The organism is Halalkalibacter flavus, from assembly GCF_036663575.1.
GTDB classification, from domain to species: domain Bacteria; phylum Bacillota; class Bacilli; order Bacillales; family Bacillaceae_D; genus Halalkalibacter; species Halalkalibacter flavus.
On the sequence record NZ_JAWRVK010000003.1, the window covers coordinates 163169 to 184710 of the forward strand.

Here is a 21542-nt window from a genome sequence, read left to right on the forward strand (position 1 = left end):
TATGAGAGAACTTGCAGCGAAAATTAAGGTTAACCCATTATTTTGGTTCATCCTCGGCATCGGTGTGTTTACAGGGTATTTTAGAGAAGTGTTGATGATATTTCTGATTGTGTTCATTCATGAAATGGGACATGCGATTGCGGCACACTCGTTCAAATGGAGAATTCATAAAATTGAATTATTGCCATTTGGTGGAGTGGCCGAAGTGGAAGATGTCGGAAATCGGCCTTTTCACGAAGAACTGATTGTTATTATCGCAGGGCCGCTACAACATATTTGGATGATGGTTCTGTCTTATTGCTTAGTTCAAACGTCTTTTTGGACTAGTACGGATCATCATCTTTTTATTTGGCATAATATAATGATTCTTCTGTTTAACCTGATTCCGATCTTACCTCTTGATGGAGGAAGACTTGTTCAACTATGGTGTACGTACCGTTTTCCTTATGTTCAAGCACTCACTGTTTCTAGGTGGATTTCCTGTTTTGTTTTAATAGTGATTATTTTAATAAGCTTAATTTGGTTCCCTTATCATTTGAATTTATGGGTTGTCATATCATTTCTGCTTATTACAAATTATCTTGAATGGAAGCAGCGGCATTACAGGTTTATGCGCTTTCTTATGGCGCGAAGATCTGAAAAAGGTGGCGAGCCAGAGCAAACGTCTATTATAGCGGTTCGCGATTCACTTTCGCTGCGAGAAGCAATGAAGTTACTGAAACGAGGGCGTTATCATTTATACAAAGTATTCCAAGTGAAAAACGGAACAGCGTGCATAATCGAAGAAAAAGAGCTATTACAAATGCTCTTTACGAGTAAAAAGCCACATATTCCCCTTTCACAGTTGCTTCATAAATAAAAATGAGGGCAAAAAGTCGTAACCGTACATGGGTACGACTTTTTGCATTGAAACTGGTACAATGAAGAAAAGATTCAATTAAAGGGGCTTTTCTCATTGAAGAAAATATATTTTAATATGGCGACAAGAGAAAGAAGAGCGGCTGTTGTCGAGAACGGTCGTGTCGTTGAATTAATGGTTGAACGCACACTTGAAAATAGAATTGTAAGCAATGTGTATAGAGGTAGAGTTGTAAACGTTTTACCAGGGATGCAAGCAGCTTTTGTTGATATTGGACGTGATAAAAATGGCTTCCTTTATCGTGATGACCTACTCTCCTTTCACTTATGTAACGAAGATGAGGATAAGAAAAAAGAACGTAGTATTTCTGAATTTGTTAAGCAAGGTGAAGAATTGTTAGTCCAAGTAACAAAGGAAGGATTCGGTTTAAAGGGTCCAAGACTAACGGGGGTTGTATCTTTTCCGGGACAGTTTCTTGTTTATATGCCAGAAGGTGATTATGTCGGGGTATCTCGTCGTTTTTCAAACGAGGGGGAGCGCGAGCGTTGGAGAGAAATTGCAGAAGGAATTATTGAGGATAAAGAAGGTTTAATTATTCGTACATCTTGTGAAGGAAAGCAAGCAGAAGTGATTACGCAAGAATTTCATTTTTTACGTAAGTTATGGAAGGAACTCTGGAAAGAAGGTAAGAGCAAAAAAGCTCCAGCGTTAATCCATCAAGACTCTGGTTTGATTGAAAGAGTTGTCCGGGATTTTTCTTTTACGGAAATTGATGAATTAGTTGTTGACTGTATTGATGATTATAAATTACTTAAGGAACTTCTCGAACCATTTCCCAAACTGCAGCAATCGTTGTCGCTTTACCGTGAGAAGGAAAACCTTTTCTCGGCATATGGAATTGAAAAAGAGCTTGAGCGTGCATTACGACGCCAAATATGGTTGAAAAATGGAGCTTATTTAATGATAGACCAAACGGAAGCACTTACGGTAATTGATGTAAATACCGGGAAGTTTACAGGGAAAACAAACCTACATGATACCGTTCGGAAAACGAACAGCGAAGCAGCGAAGGAAATTGCGAGACAGCTCCGCTTACGTGATATTTCTGGAATTATCGTCATTGATTTTATTGATATGAAGCGAGAAGAAGATCGTAAATATGTTCAAAGTGTGTTTGAAAAAGCATTGAAAAACGATCGAACGAAAACAAATGTTCTTGGCATAACAGGGTTAGGCTTGTTAGAAATGACAAGAAAAAAAGTACGCCAGAATCTTCAAGCAAGTCTCTCAAAGACGTGTCCAACCTGTACAGGAAAAGGGGTTGTTCTTTCGAATGAAGCCCAGGCGTTTAAGATTGAACGACATTTATGGGAGCACCGAGGGATGGATGAAGAAGCAATTGTCTTGGAGTTGCCAGCTACTGTTTCAACAGTACTTTTTGGACAAAAAAGTGAGCATCTAAAACGGCTAGAAGAAGCACTTGGCTTCCGTATTCTTGTCTACCCAAATAAAAGTTTGCAAGAAGAGAAATTTTCTTTTCGGTATATTGGGAATTTAGAAGAAGCTATTGCACAACTTGAACGATTAAAAGAGAAATAAACACGTTGACATAATTCAAGAAAATATGCTACAATATCGCTTGTTAGTTATTTGGTCGCACCCAAACAACTATAACCGCACAGAGCAGGTTTTCAAAGGTTCAAACCTACCTGGGATGGCGAGTCTGAGTATATGAGGAGGTGCAAGTATGTACGCAATTATTGAAACTGGTGGTAAGCAAGTAAAGGTTCAAGAAGGCCAAGAAGTTTACATCGAAAAATTAGACGCAGAAGCTGGTGAAACAGTTAGCTTCGAAAACGTTTTATTCGTAGGTGGCGATGAGGTGAAAGTTGGTGCTCCATACGTAGAGGGTGCTACTGTTACGGCTAAAGTTGAAAAGCAAGGTCGTGCAAAGAAAATCATCGTTTGGAAAATGAAAGCTAAGAAAAACTACCGTCGTAAGCAAGGTCATCGTCAACCATACACAAAAGTGGTAATCGAGAAGATTAACGCTTAAGTCTATGATTACGGTTGAGATAACACGTAACGACGAACGTAACATTGTCTCTTTTACGATGAGTGGACATGCAGACGCTGGTCCGCATGGTCATGATATTGTTTGTGCTGGAGCTTCAGCTGTCTCTTTTGGATCCGTCAATGCGATTGCTGCACTTTGTGAAGTAGAGCTTGATGTTGAAATGGAGGAGGATGGTGGCTTTCTCCGCTGTCATGTTCCGAACGATTTGGATGCTGTGACATATGAGAAAGTACAACTTCTACTCGAAGGGATGGTCGTATCCCTTCAGTCGATCTCTGAAGAATACAGCCGTAATATGCAAGTCAATGAAACATACGGGAGGTGAATTCCATGTTAAAAATGAACCTTCAATTTTTCGCATCGAAAAAAGGGGTAGGTAGTACAAAGAACGGACGTGACTCGATCTCTAAGCGTTTAGGCGCTAAGCGTGCTGACGGTCAAACTGTAACAGGTGGTTCAATCCTAGTACGCCAACGCGGAACACGCGTATATCCTGGTGTGAACGTAGGTAAAGGTGGAGACGATACACTATTTGCGAAAGTAGACGGCGTTGTTAAATATGAGCGCGTTGGTCGTGATCGCAAGCAAGTGAGCGTATACCCTGCATAATTATGAAAAAGTCCCTTTATAGCACTAGCTATGAGGGGACTTTTTTGTTTTGAATTGTAAAATTCGAGTTGGAGAAGCATGGGATGCAGATATTGTCATTTGGAATGCTCATGTACTAATAGGCTAAGCGAAAGTGGAAAAAACGTTTATTAATAGAGAATGTGTATATAATGAATGAGGGATAGAGGGTATTGAAAATGGGTAGATTTTCCTTTTATAATACCCCAGAAGCAATGTACTTACGTTAACTCTCTGTACAAAATTAAGGGTATGCTGAAAATGGGAAAGGTGTTAAAGGTGGAAAAAAATAAAGAACAAGAAAAAATAAAGCGATTACAAGAGTGCGCCTCTGATGCAAAGCATGAAGACGAGCAAAAGAAACTTATGACAGAATTGGCTATCATTATGGAAAGAGAACGCATTGAAGAATGCAATCAATCTCACTCTAATTGGGGAAGTGAGGAGTAATGAAGGTAACTGTTGTTGGTTATTGGCATGCCTACCCAGAACATGGAGAAGCTACCTCAGGGTATTTAGTTGAAGAAGAAGATTACAAAGTATTGCTCGATTGTGGCAGTGGGGTGCTCTCATCCTTGCAAGCTTATTGTCAGGTTACGGAGCTTGATGCGATCGTATTATCTCATTATCATCATGATCATCAAGCAGATATTGGCGCATATCAGTATGCTCAAATTGTGCATAAAGGGTTAGGGACAAAGATGAAGCAACCAACTATTTATGGACATATAGAAGATGCATCAGCTTTTTCGAAGCTTGGATATAAAGATGTTGTAAAGGCGGTGACCTATGACGACAATCAATCGCTACAGATCGGACCGTTTACGTTCTCGTTTTTAAGGACGCATCATCCTGTTCCTTGTTTTGCAGTGAAAATAGAGAGCAAAGGGAAAACGTATGTATACACAGCTGATTCTAGTTACTTTCTAGAATTAGCTAAGTTTGCAAAGGGAGCTGATCTTTTAATTGCAGAATGCAGTGGCTATAAAGGAGATCAAATCGCTCAATTTGGTCATATGACAAGTGAAGACGTTGGTAAACTTGCTGACATCGCTAAGCCAAAACAACTAATTTTAAGTCATCTTCCACACTTTGGAGATCATAATAAGTTAGTTGAAGAAGCTGCTGAGCATTTTGCAGGTGAGATCGTTCTTGCTTCTAGTGGCTTAATAAAGGAATGACAAAGGGTACTGAAAAAGGAACTGACCTTTTTAGTACCCTAGTTTGCTGTGTTTTTTGTTCTCATTTCTCAAGATTGTCAAAGTTTGAAAGTAGCAATGAAAATTGAATATCTGTATAATGAATCTAGTAATTTAGAAAATGAAAACGAGGATTTTAAATGAGAAAACAAATAGAGAACTTGACTATCGTAGCATGGATAACATCGTTAATAGCAACGCTAGGTTCATTATACTTTTCTCAAGTGAGAATGTATGAGCCATGTACGCTTTGTTGGTATCAACGTATCTTTATGTATCCGCTAGTGATCATATTGATCATTGGTATTATTAAAAAGGATGCAACGGTTGCTCTGTACTCAGCTGTCTTATCGTTGATTGGAATTGGTCTATCAAGCTATCATTACGCATTACAAAAAATCCCGTTTTTCACTCAGACTGCTCCTGCTTGTGGTCGTGTTCCTTGTACAGGGCAATACATTAATTGGTTTGGATTTGTAACAATCCCATTCCTTGCACTGACTGCTTTTATCATTATTTTTATATGTAGTTTATTGATCTTAAGGTTATCTAAGGAGGATTCATAATGAAGAAAGTTATTATATTTGGTAGTATTGTTGTTCTGATTTTTGTTGCATTAATTGTTGTTTCAAATTTAAATCAAGCACAAAAGGCAGCAGGAAACCCATTTGGAAAAGATCGCCTACATCCAGCAACCATTGAATTAATAGATGATCCGAATTATCAAAATGTTATTCTTCCAGAGGAATTAGAAAAGAAGCTTGCAGATGAGGAGGCAGTGACAGTCTACTTCTATAGTTCGGATTGTCCGTATTGTAAAGAGGCGACCCCAAGATTGGTTCCGTTAGCAGAAGAGAATGGGATCAACTTAGTTCAATATAATTTAAAGGAATTTGAGGAAGGGTGGGACCAATACAATTTAGATTCTACTCCTACGATTATCCATTTTGAAAATGGGGCGGAAGCGGGAAGAATTGTTAGCGCAGTCCCTGATGAAGAGTTTCAGCAATTTTTTGACGAATATGTGTTAAGTGAATAAGAGATTATATGAGGGTAAGTAAGGATTAATTCTTTACTTATCCTTTACTTTTTCTTTACATAAAATCAATTGCGTATATAAGCATATAATTATATAATTGACAGCATGAACGAAAGGACTGATTGGGATGAGTAATTCGATTTCTACTGTGGAGATTGATGCAGCAACTAAAATATTAAAGCTCCTTGGAGACAAAACGCGATTAACAATGATGGCGATGTTGTCAGAAGATGAGTGCTGTGTGTGTGAATTTGTAGAATTATTTCAAATGAGTCAGCCTTCGATTAGCCAGCATCTCAGAAAACTAAAAGATATTGGACTTGTAGAAGAAAACAGGAAAGGTCAATGGATTTTCTACAGTATTAATACTGCACATAAGGGATACCCATTCGTTCAATCACTACTTGCCCATCTCCCAGATCAAAAAGGAAAGCTGATTGAATTAGAACAACGCGGGTTACGAGTATGCTGTGACTAGTTGGAGAGAAAGAAGGAGTGAGGAAAAATGAGTAATGAAAGCGGGAAAGGAATTGGTTTTTTTGAACGATATTTAACGATATGGGTTATTATCTGTATTGTTGTAGGGGTTGCAATTGGACAATTTCTCCCTTTAATTCCAGAAACCTTATCAAGGTTTGAGTATGCACAAGTATCGATTCCAGTTGCCATTTTAATTTGGTTAATGATTTATCCTATGATGGCTCAAGTTGATTTTAGCTCCATTGTAAATGCAGGTAAGAAGCCAAAAGGATTAGTCATAACCATTATCGTTAACTGGGTAATTAAGCCTTTTACAATGTTCTTTTTTGCTTGGTTGTTTTTAAAGGTGATCTTTGGAGGAATCATCCCTTCTGATTTAGCGACAGAGTATATTGCGGGTGCCGTATTATTAGGAGCCGCACCTTGTACAGCAATGGTATTCGTATGGAGTTATTTAACCAGAGGCGATGCAGGGTACACTCTTGTCCAAGTAGCAATTAATAACTTAATCTTATTAGTTTTGTATGCACCGATTGTGATGCTACTTTTGAGAGTCGGAAATGTAAGTGTGCCGTTTGATACAGTTTTACTTTCCATTGTTTTATATGTGTTAATCCCCCTCATTGCAGGGTATTTATCTAGAGTAATACTTATAAAAAAGAAAGGGAAAGAATGGTTTGAAAATGTGTATTTAAAAACAATTGGTAAGTTTACGATTGTTGGACTTTTACTAACACTTATTATTTTATTTTCATTCCAAGGCGAGGTTATTATGAGCAATCCTCTTCATATTGTTCTTATCGCCATTCCATTAACAATACAGACCTTCTTTGTTTTTGCTATTGCTTACTTTTGGGCAAAGTATTGGAGAGTTAATCATGGTGTAGCAGCTCCAGCTGCAATGATTGGCACAAGTAATTTCTTTGAACTTGCTGTTGCCGTTGCTATTGGCTTATTCGGCCTTCATTCAGGTGCTGCATTAGCTACCGTTGTTGGTATTTTGGTGGAAGTACCGCTAATGCTCTTTTTAGTCAGGATTGCAAATAACACTAGACATTGGTTTCCAGCAAAACCGGTTACTAATTAAATCTAACAATAAAATAACAAGGAGACGAGAAACATGACAAAATCAAAACCAATAATCTACTTTTTATGTACAGGAAACTCATGCCGAAGCCAGATGGCAGAGGGATGGGGTAAAAAATACCTTGGAGATAAATATGACGTTTATTCTGCTGGCATTGAAGCACATGGAGTGAATCCAAATGCAGTAAAAGCAATGGCTGAAGCTGGCGTTGATATTTCTGGTCAAACTTCAGATACGATTGATCAAGAAATCTTAAAGAAGGCTGATTTAGTAGTAACATTATGTGGTCATGCGAATGATGTATGTCCAGCTACCCCACCAAACAAGGACCGTGTTCACTGGGGCTTTGATGATCCAGCAAAAGCAGAAGGTACAGACGAGGAAAAGTGGGCGTTTTTCCAACGGGTACGCGATGAAATTGGTGACCGTATCAAAACATTCGGAGAGACAGGGAAATAAAGAGGGGTCAGACCCCTCTTTATCTCTTTACATCGTTGAAGGAGGAGATGGATATGTTTAAAATAAGAATTTATGATCCTGCGATGTGTTGTGCAACGGGAGTTTGTGGGCCAAGTGTTGATCCAGAATTAACTCGTGTCGCTACAGCTATCTTTCTGTTAGAAAAAAAGAATATAGATATTGCTCGTTATAATTTAGGCTCTGAGCCACAAGCGTTTATAGATGAAAGAAAGATTCAAAATTTGTTAAATACAAAAGGAACAGATGCGCTTCCTGCTGTTATGGTAGATGGCGAAGTAAAGCTTGCAGGCAGGTATCCGACGAATGAAGAGTTTGCAGAGTGGGCTAATCTTCCTGTAGAGACACTGACGAAAACAGAGACAAAATCAAAAGGAATCGAGTTACTATGACAAAACGATTTCAACCAACTTCAAAAAATGTAACTCCTTATTTATTTTTTACTGGAAAAGGAGGGGTAGGGAAAACGTCAACGGCTTGTGCGACAGCTGTTGCACTTGCGGATGAAGGAAAGAAAGTGTTAATTGTCAGTACAGACCCTGCCTCAAACTTACAAGATGTATTTGAAGTAGAAATCGGTTATGAAGCTACACCGATCTCAAACGTACCGGGACTATCAGCGATAAACCTTGATCCAGAAGAAGCCGCTTCCGCTTATCGTGATAAAGTAGTAGGGCCTTATAGAGATAAGCTCCCTGCTCCTGTAGTTGACCAAATGGAAGAACAACTTTCAGGTGCTTGTACGGTCGAGATTGCAGCATTTGATGAATTTGCGTCTATTTTAACGAATCCAAATCGTACGAGTGAATATGACCATATTATCTTTGATACTGCACCTACTGGTCATACTCTTCGTCTGTTGCAGCTACCAACTGCTTGGTCAACATTTCTTGAAGACAGTACTCATGGTGCTTCGTGTCTTGGACCTCTTTCAGGACTCGGGAAAAAAAAGGAATTGTATTCAAGAGCTGTAAAAGCAATAGCTAATTCAGAGCAGACAACACTAGTTCTTGTTTCTAGACCAGATGAATCGGCGCTTAAAGAGGCTAGTAAAGCTGCAATGGAGCTACAACAAGTTGGTTTGACCAATCAGCTTCTTTTAGTAAATGGTAAGCTTCAAAGTTATGTAGAAGGTGATCTAATATCTACAGCCTTTTATTATAAACAAGACAAAGCTTTAACAAACATGCCAAAGCAATTGACTACACTTACATCGTTCGAACTTCCCTATGTTCCGTATCAATTGACGGGCGTTGAGGCGTTGCGAACATTATTTAACAATCAACAGATGATAAAACAAGTTAGTGAAGAGAGCGATCATAACATAGAGACATATGCTTTAAAAGAGATTATCAAACAAGTAGGTGCTAAAAAACAAGGTGTAATTATGACTTTGGGCAAAGGGGGAGTCGGAAAAACGACAGTTGCTGCAGCAATTGCTGTTGGACTAGCTGAACTCGGTCATTCTGTTCATTTAACGACAACAGACCCTGCGGATCATTTATCCTATGTTCTTGGCAAGCAAGTTCAAGGTGACTTAGTATTAAGTCGAATCGATCCAAAAGCAGAAGTAGAAGCTTATAAGCATGAGGTATTATCGAAAGCAAGAGAAACAGTCGATGAAAATGGGATTGCTTATTTAGAAGAAGACTTAAATTCACCTTGTACGGAAGAAATTGCTGTCTTTCGAGCCTTTGCCGATGTCGTTGATAAAGCTAGCGATTCTTTTGTTGTCATTGATACGGCTCCGACTGGACATACGCTACTTCTTTTAGACGCAGCACAATCCTATCATAAAGAGTTAAAACGAGCGAGTGGAGAAGTGCCAAAATCAGTTTCAAAGTTATTGCCGAGGCTACGAAATAAGCAAGAGACAGATGTCGTCATTGTCACGTTGCCAGAAGCTACTCCTGTTCATGAAGCAAGCCGCCTGCAGGATGACTTGGCTCGTGCTGATATTACACCAAGCTGGTGGGTTGTGAACCAGAGCTTTGCTGCATGTAATACAATGGATCCAATATTAAAAGCTCGCTCACGCTCTGAACTAAAATGGATGCAGATTGTTTCCTCTGAAAAAACGAATCAAGTGGCCGTTATTCCGTGGCAAATTGAATTAGCTAAAGGCTACGAACAATTAAAAAGTTTAACAAAATAGGTTTAAAGATGGATGTAATAATGTTCAGCATTTAAGACCAAGCGGGTAATGGAAATCTCCTTACTCGCTTTTTTCATGCACTTTTCTTAGAATTTATAATATACTAATAATCAAATGAGTGTTTGAATGAAGTGGAGATGATGAAGATGAGCAAGCAGAAGCAACAAAGCGATATGTGTGAAGTATTTTCCTACGATGAAAAAGTAGTAGGAGAGGTAAAAGATCAGTTAGCGAATCAACGTTTTGACGTCCTTGCCGATATGTTTAAAGTTCTTGCCGATGAAACACGCGTTAAAATAGCGTATGCACTTTGCCAATCGGCGGAACTCTGTGTTTGTGATGTTGCATCGATTATCGGTACAACGAATGCAACGGCTTCTCATCATCTCAGGCACCTTAAAAATCTTCGGATTGCAAAAAGTGAAAAACGAGGAAAGCTCGTTTTCTATTCTCTTGATGATGAACATATTAGAACATTATTAATGACGGCGGTTGCTCATCAAAATGAGGAGGTGGGCCAATGAGTAAGGAAACAAAATATCAAGTACAAGGATTTTCCTGAGCTAGTTGTGCTGCTCAGTTTGAGCAGAACGTAAATAAAATACCTGGAGTCACAAAGGCCAAAGTTAACTTTCAAGCATCCACCATTACGGTAGTTGGAAATGTAACGAAAAAAGCTGTAGAAAAAGAGGGAGCCTTTGAAAATCTGAAACTATTTCAAGAGGATGAGCAAATCGAACGTAGTTCTAAGTGGAAATCGCCAGCTACTTGGAAAAACATTATCTCTGGGCTCCTTTTACTTAGTGGGTTTATTATTCAAGGGTTGTATGGGGAAGGATTACTTGCCATTTTCTTTTATGCATCATCAATGGCAATAGGGGGGTATCGTCTTTTCCTACAAGGGTTGAAAAATCTTTCTCATGCACGGTTTGACATGAAAACGTTAATGACGATTGCCGTTATAGGAGCAGCTATTATAGGTGAATGGGGTGAAGGGGCTACCGTTGTCTTTCTTTTTGCAATAAGCCAAATGCTTGAAACGTACTCAATGGACCGAGCACGTAAGTCTATTCGTTCACTGTTTGAACACACTCCAAAAACAGCTAAAGTTTGGCGAGAGGGGTCCTGGATCGATATAGATGTAAAAGAGCTAGCTGTTGGTGAAATTGTTATGATTCGACCTGGAGAAAAAGTAACTGTAGATGGCAAAGTGATCAAAGGAGCCTCGTCGATTAACCAAGCTGCGATTACAGGAGAATCGATTCCTGTTGAAAAACAAATAGGTGATGCCGTTTTTGCTGGAACAATAAATGAAGAAGGTCAATTAGAAGTAGAAATTACCAAGCGCAATGAAGACTCAACGCTTTCAAAGATGATGAAATTGGTTGAGGAAGCACAGGCGAAGCGAGCATCAGCAGAAGCTTTTATTGATCGCTTTGCAAAAGTATACACACCGATCATCATTTGTATTGCCATTCTGGTTGCAATTATTCCACCACTGGCTTTTAGTGGGGAGTGGAGCAGTTGGATTTATCAAAGTCTTGCTGTCTTGGTTGTTGGTTGTCCGTGTGCTTTAGTCATTTCGACACCAGTTTCAATCGTTACTGCTCTTGGAACGGCGGCACGTCATGGGGTGCTTATTAAAGGTGGCATTCATTTAGAAGAAGCAGGAAGAATTGAAGCGATAGCATTTGATAAGACAGGGACGTTAACAAAAGGGAAGCCAGAAGTAACAGACATTTGGGTCTCAGAAAATGAAAATGAATACGAGTTCTTAAAAGTAATGGCATCACTAGAGCAAAATTCAAAGCATCCGCTTGCTGTGGCGGTTGTGAAACATGTAGAAAGTAAAATTGGTCAAGAGTTATTGTCTGTAACAAATTTTCGATCAGAAACAGGTAAAGGAATCTTGGGGGAAATTGAAGGGGTAACATATTACGTAGGCAGCGACGCGTTTATAAAACAGATAACCAATATAACCAACCAAGAACTAGAAAAGATTCGTCAATTTAAGGATGAAGCTAAGTCAGTCGTCATTCTCGCGACAACACAACGGGTGTTTGGCTTGCTCGCTCTGGCAGATTCTATACGTAAAGAAAGCAAGGATTTGATCCAATCTCTTCATAACTTGGGCGTTCGAGAAACCATTTTGCTAACGGGAGACCATAAAAAATCTGCTCATATGATTGCAAGTCAAGTTGGAATGACAAATGTAAAAGCAAATTTGCTGCCAAATGAAAAGGTATCGTACGTCGAAGCTATACGTGAAAAAGGAAATCAGATTGCAATGGTTGGGGATGGCGTTAATGATGCTGCTGCATTAGCAACAGCTAATGTTGGCATAGCAATGGGTGGAGCTGGATCTGATGTCGCGTTAGAAACAGCTGATATTGTTTTTATGAAGGACGACTTATCTAAGCTTCCGTTTACGATCCAATTAAGTCGAAAAGCACGAACAATTATTAAGCAAAATATTACGATTTCCCTTGTGTTAAAGCTAGTAGCGTTACTTCTTGTTATCCCTGGTTGGCTTACACTTTGGATTGCAATTATTGCTGATATGGGTGCGACACTCCTTGTAATGTTAAATGGACTAAGATTGTTAAAAAATAAAAAATTATAGTTTCTGAATGGAAAACATACCAATCTCCTCTTTAGTTGGTATGTTTTTTTCAATGTTCTTCCACCAATTTACTCATTTTTCATAGTAAAATAAACTTGAATTGATTACGTAAATTATACATGAGGAGATACAAATGCTAGTTTTGATATTATTATGTTTATTAATGGGTGGTTTGTTTATTCAATTAATACAAAAAGCATTCTTTAGAAAAAGCAAACCAAATATTGAGCAATTATGGCAAGAGTTAGAAAAGGAAGATTGGTTTAGAAAATTAATAGAAAATCCGAAAGCGAAAGATTGGATTGCCTCAGATAAAGAGAACGGTTTACTAAACGATCCGTATTATGTTCGAAAGATACTTGAAAAGGAAGTTCATAGAGATTGTTTTATTAAGTATGTACTGGAGAAAGCGCATTAAAATTAACGGTGAGGTGTCCCTGCTAGCTGGGGACATTTTCTTTTTTGCTCGCGGCAATTACAAATAGGTTATTATTTCATGGTTAGATTGGGCGATTTTATGATATGTTCACCGAAATGAGAGGATAGTAGAGGAAATTAGAGATCTATTGAGTAAATAAGTTGTATTATGCGCTTACATTAGAGTTTGAAATTTTGTGGGATGGTGGTAGAATACGTTTGTTATCAACGGACCCCGACTTTTGTGAGAGTCAAAAGTCGAACTAAAAAACTTAATAGGAAAGAGGTGTTAGATTGAACATTCAATCTATTAAACAAGAATGGTTTGGGAATGTAAGAGGCGACGTATTGGCCGGCATCGTTGTTGCCCTTGCGCTCATTCCAGAAGCAATTGCCTTTTCAATTATTGCAGGTGTTGACCCAATGGTTGGGCTTTATGCGTCATTTTGTATTGCCGTTGTCATTGCGTTTGTCGGAGGGCGTCCAGGAATGATTTCTGCTGCAACAGGTGCAATGGCATTGGTCATGGTAACATTGGTGGCTGAACATGGTCTTCAATATTTACTAGCAGCAACGATTCTGACAGGGATCTTGCAGATATTATTTGGTGTGTTTAAGCTAGCGAGAATCATGAAATTTGTTCCTCGCTCTGTAATGGTTGGTTTCGTTAATGCTTTAGCCATTTTAATCTTTATGGCTCAATTAGAACAGTTTGTTGATGCAACATGGTTAATGTATGCCCTTGTCGCTGCAACGCTAGTGATTATCTATGGGTTGCCACGTATTACTAAAGTAGTGCCTTCAGCATTAGCTGCCATTGTTATTATTACAGCGGTTGTTATTTTTGCTGGGTTTGATCTGCGTACAGTAGGAGACATGGGGAATTTAACGCAAGCACTACCAATGTTTTTAATTCCACAAATTCCATTTAACTTAGAAACGTTAATGATTATATTACCATATTCTCTTGCACTTGCTATTGTTGGTTTACTTGAGTCACTATTAACAGCGAATATCGTTGATGATATGACAGATACAGAGAGTGATAAAAATAAGGAAAGCCGCGGACAAGGAATTGCCAACATTGTTACTGGTTTCTTTGGAGGAATGGCTGGTTGTGCAATGATTGGACAGTCGGTTATTAACGTGAAGTCTGGTGGACGAGGACGCCTTTCTGCTTTAGTTGCAGGCGTGTTCTTAATGTTCTTAATCCTTGTTCTTGGAGGATTAGTTGTACAAATACCAATGGCTGCACTTGTTGGTGTTATGTTTATGGTATCATTCAGTACATTTGACTGGAGTTCTATTCGTAACATTCATAAGGTGCCCCGTACAGATGCCATTGTTATGGTCGTAACAGTCTCAACAGTTGTTATTACTCACAACTTAGCATATGGTGTATTTGCAGGTGTACTTCTAAGTGCCATTTTCTTTGCAGCAAAAATTTCTAAAGTTGATGTTGAAAAACAGTACATTAACCACTTAGATAAGCAAGTTTATAAAATTTACGGTCAAATTTTCTTCGCTTCTGTAACGGACTTTGTTAATCAGTTTGATTATAAGCAAGATGTGAAAGCAGTTGAGATTGATTTAACCAACGCTCATTTATGGGATGACTCAGCCATTGGAGCTCTTGATAAGATTGAAGGTAAGTTTGAACAAAATGGCATTAAGGTTGAATATGTAGGGTTAAATGCAGAAAGTGAAAAATTAAAAGATAAAATCGGTGGTTTATCTAAAGCATCGGGACATTAATAAGACAGAGGTGAGAACCTCTGTCTTTACTTTTTTGATAAGTAGAATCTAAGAACTTTATTTACATCTTTCCTAAATTTGATTACGATAAAAAGAAAGTAAGGAACGTATTGGCAAAGGAGGACATTGAAATGTTTAAAAGTATTTTACTAGCATCAGATGGGTCTGAACATTCGCTTCGTGCAGCTGAAAAAGCGGCCGGTCTAGCTAAACTCAATAATGGGAAAGTTGATGTCGTATATGCTGTCGATGGTTATACTTCAAAAGCAGATGTATTAACGAATAATAGTAAGTTTGAAATCGAGAGAAAACGGAAAGAAAAGTTAACTCCAATTGTAAATCTTCTGAAAAAAGAAGGTGTTGAATATAACGTACATATCGTTCAAGGTGAACCAGGTCCAACTGTTGTTAATTTTGCTAATAAAGGGGAATATGACTGTGTAGTGGTTGGTTCGCGTGGATTGAATAAGCTACAAACAATGGTTTTAGGCAGTGTTAGTCATAAAATTGCAAAGCGAGTGGAACTACCTGTTTTAATTGTAAAATAAATCAAATTCAAGATTCATTACTAAGTTTTCTTAGAATGGATCTTTTTTGTTCTTAGAAGGTAATCACTAAAAAAAGGAGAATATCTGGGAGGCAGTAATTATAATTTTAAATATCATAAAAAAATGACTAGCAAGGAGCGATAAATTTGGATATCGTAACTATTAAAGAAGATAAGTATTTTGAAGCAGTTCGATTATCAGAATATGCGTTTCAATATAATATCCCGAAAGATGAAGTGAATGAACGAATTGAACAAATGAAAAAACATCATCAAGTTATTGGAGTCGTAGAAGATGAAAAGTTAATAGCTAAATTGCATTTCCTTCCTTTTGAAGTTTTTATAGGTGAAAAAAAGATAACTATGGGTGGAATTGCCGGTGTTGCAACTTACCCTGAGTATAGAAGAAAAGGCTTAGTAAAAGGAATGCTCACTCATATTTTAGAAAAGATGAAAACAGAGGGGTATTTAGTCTCGATGTTATATCCATTTTCAGTTCCATTCTATCGTGAATATGGGTGGGAATTGTTTGCAAATCGGTTATCGGTTTCGATAAAAAAGTCAGATTTGAGGTTTCAAAGTGAATCGCTTGGAAGAATAAAGCGTTTTTCAGATAGCTTGCCAATTTCAAACTTGAATCGAATTTATGAGCACTATGCTAAAGGATTTACGGGGATGCTAGTTCGTAAAGAAGATTGGTGGGAGAAAATAGGAAAAAACACACATATAGCTATGTTCTTTGATGATGCGAATGAACCAAAAGGGTATATAATGTACACAGTAAAAGAGAAAAAAATGAAAGTGGGAGAATTTATTGCTTTGAATTCCGAAGCGAGAAGAGGTCTTTGGAATTATATATGCCAGCATGATTCTATGATCGAGGATCTTGAAATGATTGTAGATGAAAGAGAGCCGCTGTTGTTTTCGTTACATGAGCCTCGAGTGAAAATGGAGACTACCCCATATTTTATGGCGCGTCTTGTTGATGTTGAAGAGTTCTTGAAGCAGTCTACGTTTACTTGGAATAGTATAGATAATGACGTGGTTTTACAAGTCAAAGACGAATATGCACCTTGGAATAACCAAACATTCCTATTAAAAAAAGGTGCTGTGACAGTTCTAGACACGAGGGAATTAGAAGAAAGGAAAGCTCGTGTCATCCACTTATCAATTAATACATTATCAGCCATTCTTTTAGGTTACAAACGGCCTCTTGAATTAATGGAAATTGGAAAAGTAACTGGAAGTGAGGAATCGATACGTGCATTTGAAGATCTGGCTCCGAGGAACAAACCATTTTTCTATGATTTCTTTTAGTGGGGGAAGAGCATAAAGTTTTTGCAAATACATTTTATTTCTGACATATTCCCTTATTCAATAGACTTGAGGATACTTTTCAGCCTTGAGTCTTTTTTGTGTTTTATAAATGTGATAAAAGAGCAAGTACCAAAAGGGAAACCGCCTCTTTGAATGAAAGAGTGCGAACATGGTGCGCTGGCTCCGCGCGCCGTGCGCCTTTTAAGAAGATCGCTTAAAAGGCTTAAAACATAACGGCGGCTCCGCACAGCGCAAAGAGCCATTACCAAAAGGCGGTTTCCCTTTTGGTAATGGCTCTTTTACAAAACCTTTACATTATGACCATACCGGCTTAACATTCCTCTACTATACTGGCAATTGTGAGAGGGAGTTGGTTCCTCACGAAATCATATGCAGATAGAAAAAGGGAGGACAATGAAGTGAAGAAACTTTTAATGTTTGTAGTAATGGTAGCGCTAATGGTTGTGGCTGCTGCTTGTGGTAGCGGGAATGAGGAGACAACAACTGAGGCAAATGATCAAAATGCATCTGAGCAAACAGATGGAAATGAGACGACAGAAGAGCTAGCAGCGGAATTAGAGGGAAGTGTGGTAGTTGATGGTTCAGGTACAGTTTACCCTTTAATGTCAGTAGTTGCTGAAGAATATATGTACACAGAGCAAGAAAATGTTTCTGTTGAAGTAAGTCGTGCTGGGACAAGTGCTGGGTTTGGACGATTCTTAGTAGAAAACGGAACAGACTTTAACAATGCATCTCGTCAAATTAAAGATGAAGAGTCAGCGGAAGCAGAAGCTGCTGGTTTTGAAGTAATGGAAATGAAAGTAGCGTTAGATGGATTAACATTTGTTATTAACAAGGAAAACGATTGGGCAACAGAGTTAACGAAAGAAGAATTGATTTCTATCTTCCATCATGATGGTGGGGTAAAGAAATGGTCTGATATTCGTCCGGAGTTCCCTGATGAAGAGATTCACGCGATGGGACCAAATGAAAATCACGGAACGTATGAGTTTTTCTATGAGAAAATCCTTGAAAAAGAAGATTTAGTAGACGGAGTTAACTTACAACAAGAATACTCTACACTTGTTAACCTTGTTTCAGAAGATGTAAATGGAATTGCATTCTTTGGCTTTGGTTATTACGTGAATAATCAAGATAAATTACAAGCTGTAAACGTTGATTTCGGCAATGGTCCTGTAGAGCCGACACTTGAGACAATTGGTGAAGATGGAGCGTATGCACCATTTACACGTCCAGTGTTCACTTACTTGAATGTCGATCAAGCGAAAGCAAACCCACAAGTTTTAGACTTTGCACTGTTTGTAGCTAATAATGTGAATGAATTTGCTGGTCAAACGGGCTTTGCTCCATTACCAGAAGAGGAAGTACAGGCGTACGTTGAAGTTTTAGAAGGACTAAAGTAATTTTTGTAAGACTGGGAGGATGAGGGCATTTCGTTGTTCTCATCTTCTCCGTTATTTAACTGATTCATATGGGCTAAAAGGGGTGCAGATGATGGAAACAAACAGCGCTTTAAAAAAAAGGAACGCTGTTAATGTTAGAGAGATGATTGAGGAAAAGAAGAGCAAGAGAAGCATCACCAATGTGTTAGAAAAGGTTATGCCAAAAGTGCTTCTTGCAATTGCAACTATCTCTGTTTTAACAACAGTTGGAATCATTTTTACATTGTTAAGTGAGACAGTAGAATTTTTTAGTAGAATTCCTTTCGTTGACTTTTTTACAGGGACAGTTTTAAGACCACTTAGTCAAAATCCAGAGTTTGGTGTTTTGCCTTTATTAACGGGTACGATTATTTCTTCAGTTATTGCTATGTTTGTAGCGGTTCCGATTGGTCTTATGACCGCGATTTATTTAAGTGAATATGCATCAGATAAAGTAAGAAGAGCATTAAAACCAATGCTTGAAATTCTAGCTGGGATTCCAACGATTGTGTATGGATTCTTTGCTTTTACATTTGTAACACCAATACTGCGAGAATTCATTCCAGGACTACAAGCAACAAATATACTAAGTCCAGGAATTGTAATGGGAATTATGATTATTCCAATGGTAGCATCATTATCTGAAGATGCGATGAGTTCTGTTCCTAATTCAATGAGAGAAGGAGCCTTAGCCCTTGGTTCAACGAAGTTAGAAGTGACTAGAAAAGTCATTATGCCAGCTGCAATGTCTGGAATTATAGCTTCATTCGTTCTTGGGATTTCACGTGCTATAGGTGAAACGATGATTGTCACAATTGCAAGTGGAAGCTCCAAAAACTTTACTTTCGACATTACTCAATCTATGCAGACGATGACTGCATATATTGTTGAGGTTTCTAGTGGGGATGCGCCTGCTGGATCTACTATATATTACAGTTTATACGCTGTAGCCGCGACATTATTTGTCTTTACATTCATGATGAACTTACTAGCAAGATATATTTCTCGTAAGTTTAAGGAGGAATATTAATTATGAAATATGTTGACACAGCGCTCGTTCAAAAAAGAATGAACTCACGTCTATTACTGAATACATTTGCCAAAACCGTGTTTCTTTTATCAACATTATTTGGTCTTGTCGTTCTAGCTGTATTGATTTTCAGAGTTGCCTCAGGCGGGCTAGGCTGGATTAACATAGATTTCCTAACGGGAAGACTCTCAACGCATGCTGATCGAGCTGGAATTATGGGTGCTATTCTTGGTACGTTGTGGCTCATGCTTGTTGTTGCACCAGTTACAATGTTTGTAGGTGTAGGAACAGCGATTTACTTAGAATGTTATGCGAAAAAAGGTCGTATCCATTCTATTATTCAAACAAATATATCCAATCTAGCAGGAGTACCATCAATCGTATTCGGGATTTTAGGGTTAACAATTTTTGTACGTGCCATGGACTTTGGAAATGTTATTTTAGCTGGTGGCTTGACGATGTCATTATTGGTATTGCCAATTGTTGTTGTTGCGAGTCAAGAGGCCATTCGTGCGGTACCAGCTCATTTAAGTGAAGCTTCATTTGGAATGGGAGCAACGAAATGGCAGACAATCAAAAATATCATTCTACCAGCAGCTTTACCAGGAATTTTGACAGGAGCGATCTTGTCATTATCAAGAGCAATTGGTGAGACAGCTCCACTCGTTGTGATTGGAATTCCGGCTCTATTGATTCCTTTCCCTGGTGGAATAATGGACCGGTTTACAGTATTGCCAATGCAAATTTATTATTGGACGCTTGACTCATCACTTGTAGCAGAGTATGCAAATTTGGCTGCTGCGACTATTGTTGTCTTGCTCGTTGTTCTATTCTTATTAAACTCAATTGCCATTGTGATTCGAAATAAATTTCAACAAAGGTATTAATTTTTTAGGGGGTAAAAATGATGGCTTTGTCACAGAAAGTGAATGTAGAGTATAACCAAAATGGTGGTTCAGTAGAAAATCCAGTTCTAGATAAAAAGGTTGTGTATGACACGAAAGATTTAAACCTTTGGTATGGAAAGGATCACGCTCTAAAAAATATTAATCTTGCTATTTATGAAAAAGAGGTAACGGCTATTATTGGTCCTTCAGGATGTGGGAAATCAACTTATATAAAAACATTAAATCGTATGGTTCAATTGGTTCCATCCGTACGTATTTCAGGAGAAATCTCGTACCGTGGAAAAAGCATTCTCGATAAATCCTATCAGGTAGAAGATCTACGTACCCGTGTAGGAATGGTGTTTCAAAAGCCAAACCCATTCCCGAAGTCTATTTATGATAATGTTGCATATGGACCTAGGATTCATGGAATTAAAAACAAAAAGATTTTGGATCAAATCGTGGAAAAGAGTCTTCGCGGGGCTGCCATTTGGGATGAAGTAAAAGAGAGGCTTCATGAGAATGCATATGGTCTATCTGGAGGGCAGCAACAGCGTCTTTGTATTGCTCGTTGTTTGGCAATTGAACCAGATGTGATTTTAATGGATGAACCGACATCTGCTCTTGATCCTAAATCGACACTAAAAGTAGAAGAATTAATTCAAGAATTGAAAAAGGAATATTCGATTATTATCGTTACACACAATATGCAGCAAGCTGCTCGTATTTCTGATAAAACAGCGTTTTTCTTAAACGGAGAAGTTGTTGAATATGATCAAACGGATGTGATTTTTTCGAATCCATCGGATAAACGTACAGAGGACTATATTACAGGAAGATTCGGATAAGAAGGTGAACCATGGCTATACGCGAAAGTTTCCATTCACAACTTGATTCAGTCAAAGACCATCTCCTAGAAATGGGAACGCGGGTCGAAGGTGTCATTGATCAAATGATTCTAGCATTTGCTTCTTCAGACACAGGAAATATGGAACGAATCATTCAAGATGATTACCTTATCAATCAGTTAGAGGTTGGAATGCATGATCAAGTGACAAGATTAATCTCCAGGCAGCAGCCTGTTGCAACAGATCTAAGGAAATTAATTGTAGCGTTAAAAATATCAAGTGATTTAGAACGGGTAGCGGACTTAGTTGTTGATATTGCCAAGCAATCAAAACGAATGAAAAAGGATAGTCTCCTACCATATCAAGTAAAGATTGTAGCTATGTTTACAATTGCTCAAGAAATGATTCATAAATCATTACTGTCATATAGAAAAACGGACTTAATGCTCGCCCAAAAAATCGCTACAATGGATGATAAGGTTGATTCGTTATATGGAGAACTAATTAGAGAACTTTTTAAATTGAATGAAGACCATATCGAAATTGATCAAATTACACAATTAGCTTTTATTGGTCGATATATTGAACGAATTGCTGATTATGCGACGAATCTTGCTGAGTGGGTCGTTTATGAAGTAAATGGAAAGCATTTCGACTTAAATTAATTTGTTAACGA

Annotated in this window: 25 protein-coding genes and 1 other annotated feature; all 25 genes read left to right on the forward strand. The window is 38.2% G+C overall.

All coding sequences use genetic code 11. The features are described 5' to 3' along the window. Window position 1: 1 nt before the first annotated feature. The 25 genes from SAY88_RS03330 to phoU all read left to right on the forward strand — a co-directional run bounded on the left by SAY88_RS03330 (window position 2) and on the right by phoU (window position 21531). A complete protein-coding gene (locus tag SAY88_RS03330; RefSeq protein WP_332629280.1) occupies window positions 2-859 on the forward strand; it encodes a M50 family metallopeptidase in 858 nt (285 codons plus the stop codon). Between the two features lie 96 nt (window positions 860-955). Continuing rightward, entirely contained in the window at window positions 956-2458 is a 1503-nt protein-coding gene (locus SAY88_RS03335; protein ID WP_332629282.1) for an Rne/Rng family ribonuclease, read from the forward strand. Window positions 2459-2521: 63 nt separating this feature from the next. Beyond that, window positions 2522-2594, forward strand: a sequence feature (ribosomal protein L21 leader region). Between the two features lie 12 nt (window positions 2595-2606). Beyond that, the gene (gene rplU / locus SAY88_RS03340) at window positions 2607-2915 is read left to right on the forward strand and encodes a 50S ribosomal protein L21 (protein WP_332629285.1); all 309 of its coding nucleotides are present in this window, start codon (window positions 2607-2609) and stop codon (window positions 2913-2915) included. 4 nt (window positions 2916-2919) lie between these two features. Then, window positions 2920-3261 carry a ribosomal-processing cysteine protease Prp gene (locus SAY88_RS03345; protein WP_332629287.1) on the forward strand — a complete coding sequence of 114 codons (342 nt, stop codon included), beginning with the start codon at window positions 2920-2922 and terminating at the stop codon, window positions 3259-3261. 5 nt (window positions 3262-3266) lie between these two features. Next, window positions 3267-3545 carry a 50S ribosomal protein L27 gene (gene rpmA / locus SAY88_RS03350; protein WP_250097012.1) on the forward strand — a complete coding sequence of 93 codons (279 nt, stop codon included), beginning with the start codon at window positions 3267-3269 and terminating at the stop codon, window positions 3543-3545. Between the two features lie 297 nt (window positions 3546-3842). Then, window positions 3843-4013, forward strand: a complete 171-nt coding sequence (locus tag SAY88_RS03355) for a hypothetical protein (RefSeq protein ID WP_250097014.1) — start codon at window positions 3843-3845, stop codon at window positions 4011-4013. Further along, complete coding sequence (locus SAY88_RS03360; RefSeq protein WP_332629289.1) at window positions 4013-4744, forward strand: MBL fold metallo-hydrolase; 732 nt, start codon at window positions 4013-4015, stop codon at window positions 4742-4744. The genes SAY88_RS03355 and SAY88_RS03360 overlap by 1 nt, the downstream gene beginning before the upstream one ends. Before the next feature lie 158 nt (window positions 4745-4902). After that, on the forward strand, window positions 4903-5328 hold the full coding sequence (locus SAY88_RS03365) for a disulfide oxidoreductase (protein WP_332629291.1): 426 nt from the start codon (window positions 4903-4905) through the stop codon (window positions 5326-5328). Then, window positions 5328-5801, forward strand: a complete 474-nt coding sequence (locus tag SAY88_RS03370) for a thioredoxin family protein (RefSeq protein WP_332629293.1) — start codon at window positions 5328-5330, stop codon at window positions 5799-5801. Before SAY88_RS03365 ends, SAY88_RS03370 begins: the two co-directional genes overlap by 1 nt. Before the next feature lie 127 nt (window positions 5802-5928). Beyond that, window positions 5929-6279, forward strand: coding sequence for an ArsR/SmtB family transcription factor (locus SAY88_RS03375; RefSeq protein WP_332629294.1), 351 nt, complete (start codon window positions 5929-5931; stop codon window positions 6277-6279). A 27-nt stretch (window positions 6280-6306) separates the two neighbouring features. Continuing rightward, complete coding sequence (gene arsB, locus SAY88_RS03380; RefSeq protein ID WP_332629296.1) at window positions 6307-7368, forward strand: ACR3 family arsenite efflux transporter; 1062 nt, start codon at window positions 6307-6309, stop codon at window positions 7366-7368. A gap of 33 nt (window positions 7369-7401) precedes the next feature. Further along, window positions 7402-7827 carry an arsenate reductase (thioredoxin) gene (gene arsC / locus SAY88_RS03385; protein ID WP_332629297.1) on the forward strand — a complete coding sequence of 142 codons (426 nt, stop codon included), beginning with the start codon at window positions 7402-7404 and terminating at the stop codon, window positions 7825-7827. A 53-nt stretch (window positions 7828-7880) separates the two neighbouring features. Beyond that, the gene (gene arsD, locus SAY88_RS03390) at window positions 7881-8237 is read left to right on the forward strand and encodes an arsenite efflux transporter metallochaperone ArsD (RefSeq protein WP_332629298.1); all 357 of its coding nucleotides are present in this window, start codon (window positions 7881-7883) and stop codon (window positions 8235-8237) included. Then, a complete protein-coding gene (arsA, locus tag SAY88_RS03395; protein ID WP_332629300.1) occupies window positions 8234-10000 on the forward strand; it encodes an arsenical pump-driving ATPase in 1767 nt (588 codons plus the stop codon). The genes arsD and arsA overlap by 4 nt, the downstream gene beginning before the upstream one ends. Window positions 10001-10146: 146 nt before the next feature. Next, window positions 10147-10524 (forward strand): ArsR/SmtB family transcription factor, encoded by a 378-nt coding sequence (locus SAY88_RS03400; protein ID WP_332629302.1) that lies wholly within the window; start codon window positions 10147-10149, stop codon window positions 10522-10524. Beyond that, window positions 10521-12623, forward strand: a complete 2103-nt coding sequence (locus SAY88_RS03405; protein WP_332629304.1) for a heavy metal translocating P-type ATPase — start codon at window positions 10521-10523, stop codon at window positions 12621-12623. Before SAY88_RS03400 ends, SAY88_RS03405 begins: the two co-directional genes overlap by 4 nt. 133 nt (window positions 12624-12756) lie before the next feature. Continuing rightward, window positions 12757-13041 carry a hypothetical protein gene (locus tag SAY88_RS03410; RefSeq protein ID WP_332629306.1) on the forward strand — a complete coding sequence of 95 codons (285 nt, stop codon included), beginning with the start codon at window positions 12757-12759 and terminating at the stop codon, window positions 13039-13041. Window positions 13042-13334: 293 nt separating this feature from the next. Beyond that, window positions 13335-14795: a SulP family inorganic anion transporter gene (locus tag SAY88_RS03415; protein WP_332629308.1), complete on the forward strand. Its 1461-nt coding sequence runs from the start codon at window positions 13335-13337 to the stop codon at window positions 14793-14795. A 131-nt stretch (window positions 14796-14926) separates the two neighbouring features. Continuing rightward, complete coding sequence (locus tag SAY88_RS03420) at window positions 14927-15343, forward strand: universal stress protein (protein WP_332629310.1); 417 nt, start codon at window positions 14927-14929, stop codon at window positions 15341-15343. Between the two features lie 146 nt (window positions 15344-15489). Then, a complete protein-coding gene (locus SAY88_RS03425) occupies window positions 15490-16659 on the forward strand; it encodes a GNAT family N-acetyltransferase (protein ID WP_332629313.1) in 1170 nt (389 codons plus the stop codon). A 434-nt stretch (window positions 16660-17093) separates the two neighbouring features. Beyond that, window positions 17094-18083, forward strand: a complete 990-nt coding sequence (locus tag SAY88_RS03430; protein WP_431308835.1) for a PstS family phosphate ABC transporter substrate-binding protein — start codon at window positions 17094-17096, stop codon at window positions 18081-18083. A 91-nt stretch (window positions 18084-18174) separates the two neighbouring features. Next, window positions 18175-19131, forward strand: coding sequence for a phosphate ABC transporter permease subunit PstC (gene pstC / locus SAY88_RS03435; RefSeq protein WP_332629383.1), 957 nt, complete (start codon window positions 18175-18177; stop codon window positions 19129-19131). A gap of 2 nt (window positions 19132-19133) precedes the next feature. Beyond that, window positions 19134-20018, forward strand: a complete 885-nt coding sequence (pstA, locus tag SAY88_RS03440) for a phosphate ABC transporter permease PstA (RefSeq protein WP_332629317.1) — start codon at window positions 19134-19136, stop codon at window positions 20016-20018. 17 nt (window positions 20019-20035) lie between these two features. Further along, on the forward strand, window positions 20036-20866 hold the full coding sequence (pstB, locus tag SAY88_RS03445) for a phosphate ABC transporter ATP-binding protein PstB (protein ID WP_420842504.1): 831 nt from the start codon (window positions 20036-20038) through the stop codon (window positions 20864-20866). An 11-nt stretch (window positions 20867-20877) separates the two neighbouring features. Then, a complete protein-coding gene (gene phoU, locus SAY88_RS03450) occupies window positions 20878-21531 on the forward strand; it encodes a phosphate signaling complex protein PhoU (protein WP_332629320.1) in 654 nt (217 codons plus the stop codon). Window positions 21532-21542: the final 11 nt, after the last annotated feature.

Bases quoted from the DNA above. Each gene is read 5' to 3' on its own strand.
- SAY88_RS03410 (WP_332629306.1), top strand. From the start codon at position 12,757: ATGCTAGTTTTGATATTATTATGTTTATTAATGGGTGGTTTGTTTATT.
- SAY88_RS03370 (WP_332629293.1), top strand. From the start codon at position 5,328: ATGAAGAAAGTTATTATATTTGGTAGTATTGTTGTTCTGATTTTTGTT.
- arsB (WP_332629296.1), top strand. From the start codon at position 6,307: ATGAGTAATGAAAGCGGGAAAGGAATTGGTTTTTTTGAACGATATTTA.
- SAY88_RS03430 (WP_431308835.1), top strand. From the start codon at position 17,094: ATGTTTGTAGTAATGGTAGCGCTAATGGTTGTGGCTGCTGCTTGTGGT.
- rplU (WP_332629285.1), top strand. From the start codon at position 2,607: ATGTACGCAATTATTGAAACTGGTGGTAAGCAAGTAAAGGTTCAAGAA.
- SAY88_RS03420 (WP_332629310.1), top strand. From the start codon at position 14,927: ATGTTTAAAAGTATTTTACTAGCATCAGATGGGTCTGAACATTCGCTT.
- SAY88_RS03330 (WP_332629280.1), top strand. From the start codon at position 2: ATGAGAGAACTTGCAGCGAAAATTAAGGTTAACCCATTATTTTGGTTC.
- SAY88_RS03400 (WP_332629302.1), top strand. From the start codon at position 10,147: ATGAGCAAGCAGAAGCAACAAAGCGATATGTGTGAAGTATTTTCCTAC.
- arsA (WP_332629300.1), top strand. From the start codon at position 8,234: ATGACAAAACGATTTCAACCAACTTCAAAAAATGTAACTCCTTATTTA.
- SAY88_RS03375 (WP_332629294.1), top strand. From the start codon at position 5,929: ATGAGTAATTCGATTTCTACTGTGGAGATTGATGCAGCAACTAAAATA.
- SAY88_RS03345 (WP_332629287.1), top strand. From the start codon at position 2,920: ATGATTACGGTTGAGATAACACGTAACGACGAACGTAACATTGTCTCT.
- pstA (WP_332629317.1), top strand. From the start codon at position 19,134: ATGAAATATGTTGACACAGCGCTCGTTCAAAAAAGAATGAACTCACGT.
- phoU (WP_332629320.1), top strand. From the start codon at position 20,878: ATGGCTATACGCGAAAGTTTCCATTCACAACTTGATTCAGTCAAAGAC.
- SAY88_RS03365 (WP_332629291.1), top strand. From the start codon at position 4,903: ATGAGAAAACAAATAGAGAACTTGACTATCGTAGCATGGATAACATCG.
- SAY88_RS03360 (WP_332629289.1), top strand. From the start codon at position 4,013: ATGAAGGTAACTGTTGTTGGTTATTGGCATGCCTACCCAGAACATGGA.
- rpmA (WP_250097012.1), top strand. From the start codon at position 3,267: ATGTTAAAAATGAACCTTCAATTTTTCGCATCGAAAAAAGGGGTAGGT.
- arsC (WP_332629297.1), top strand. From the start codon at position 7,402: ATGACAAAATCAAAACCAATAATCTACTTTTTATGTACAGGAAACTCA.
- pstB (WP_420842504.1), top strand. From the start codon at position 20,036: ATGATGGCTTTGTCACAGAAAGTGAATGTAGAGTATAACCAAAATGGT.
- arsD (WP_332629298.1), top strand. From the start codon at position 7,881: ATGTTTAAAATAAGAATTTATGATCCTGCGATGTGTTGTGCAACGGGA.
- pstC (WP_332629383.1), top strand. From the start codon at position 18,175: ATGGAAACAAACAGCGCTTTAAAAAAAAGGAACGCTGTTAATGTTAGA.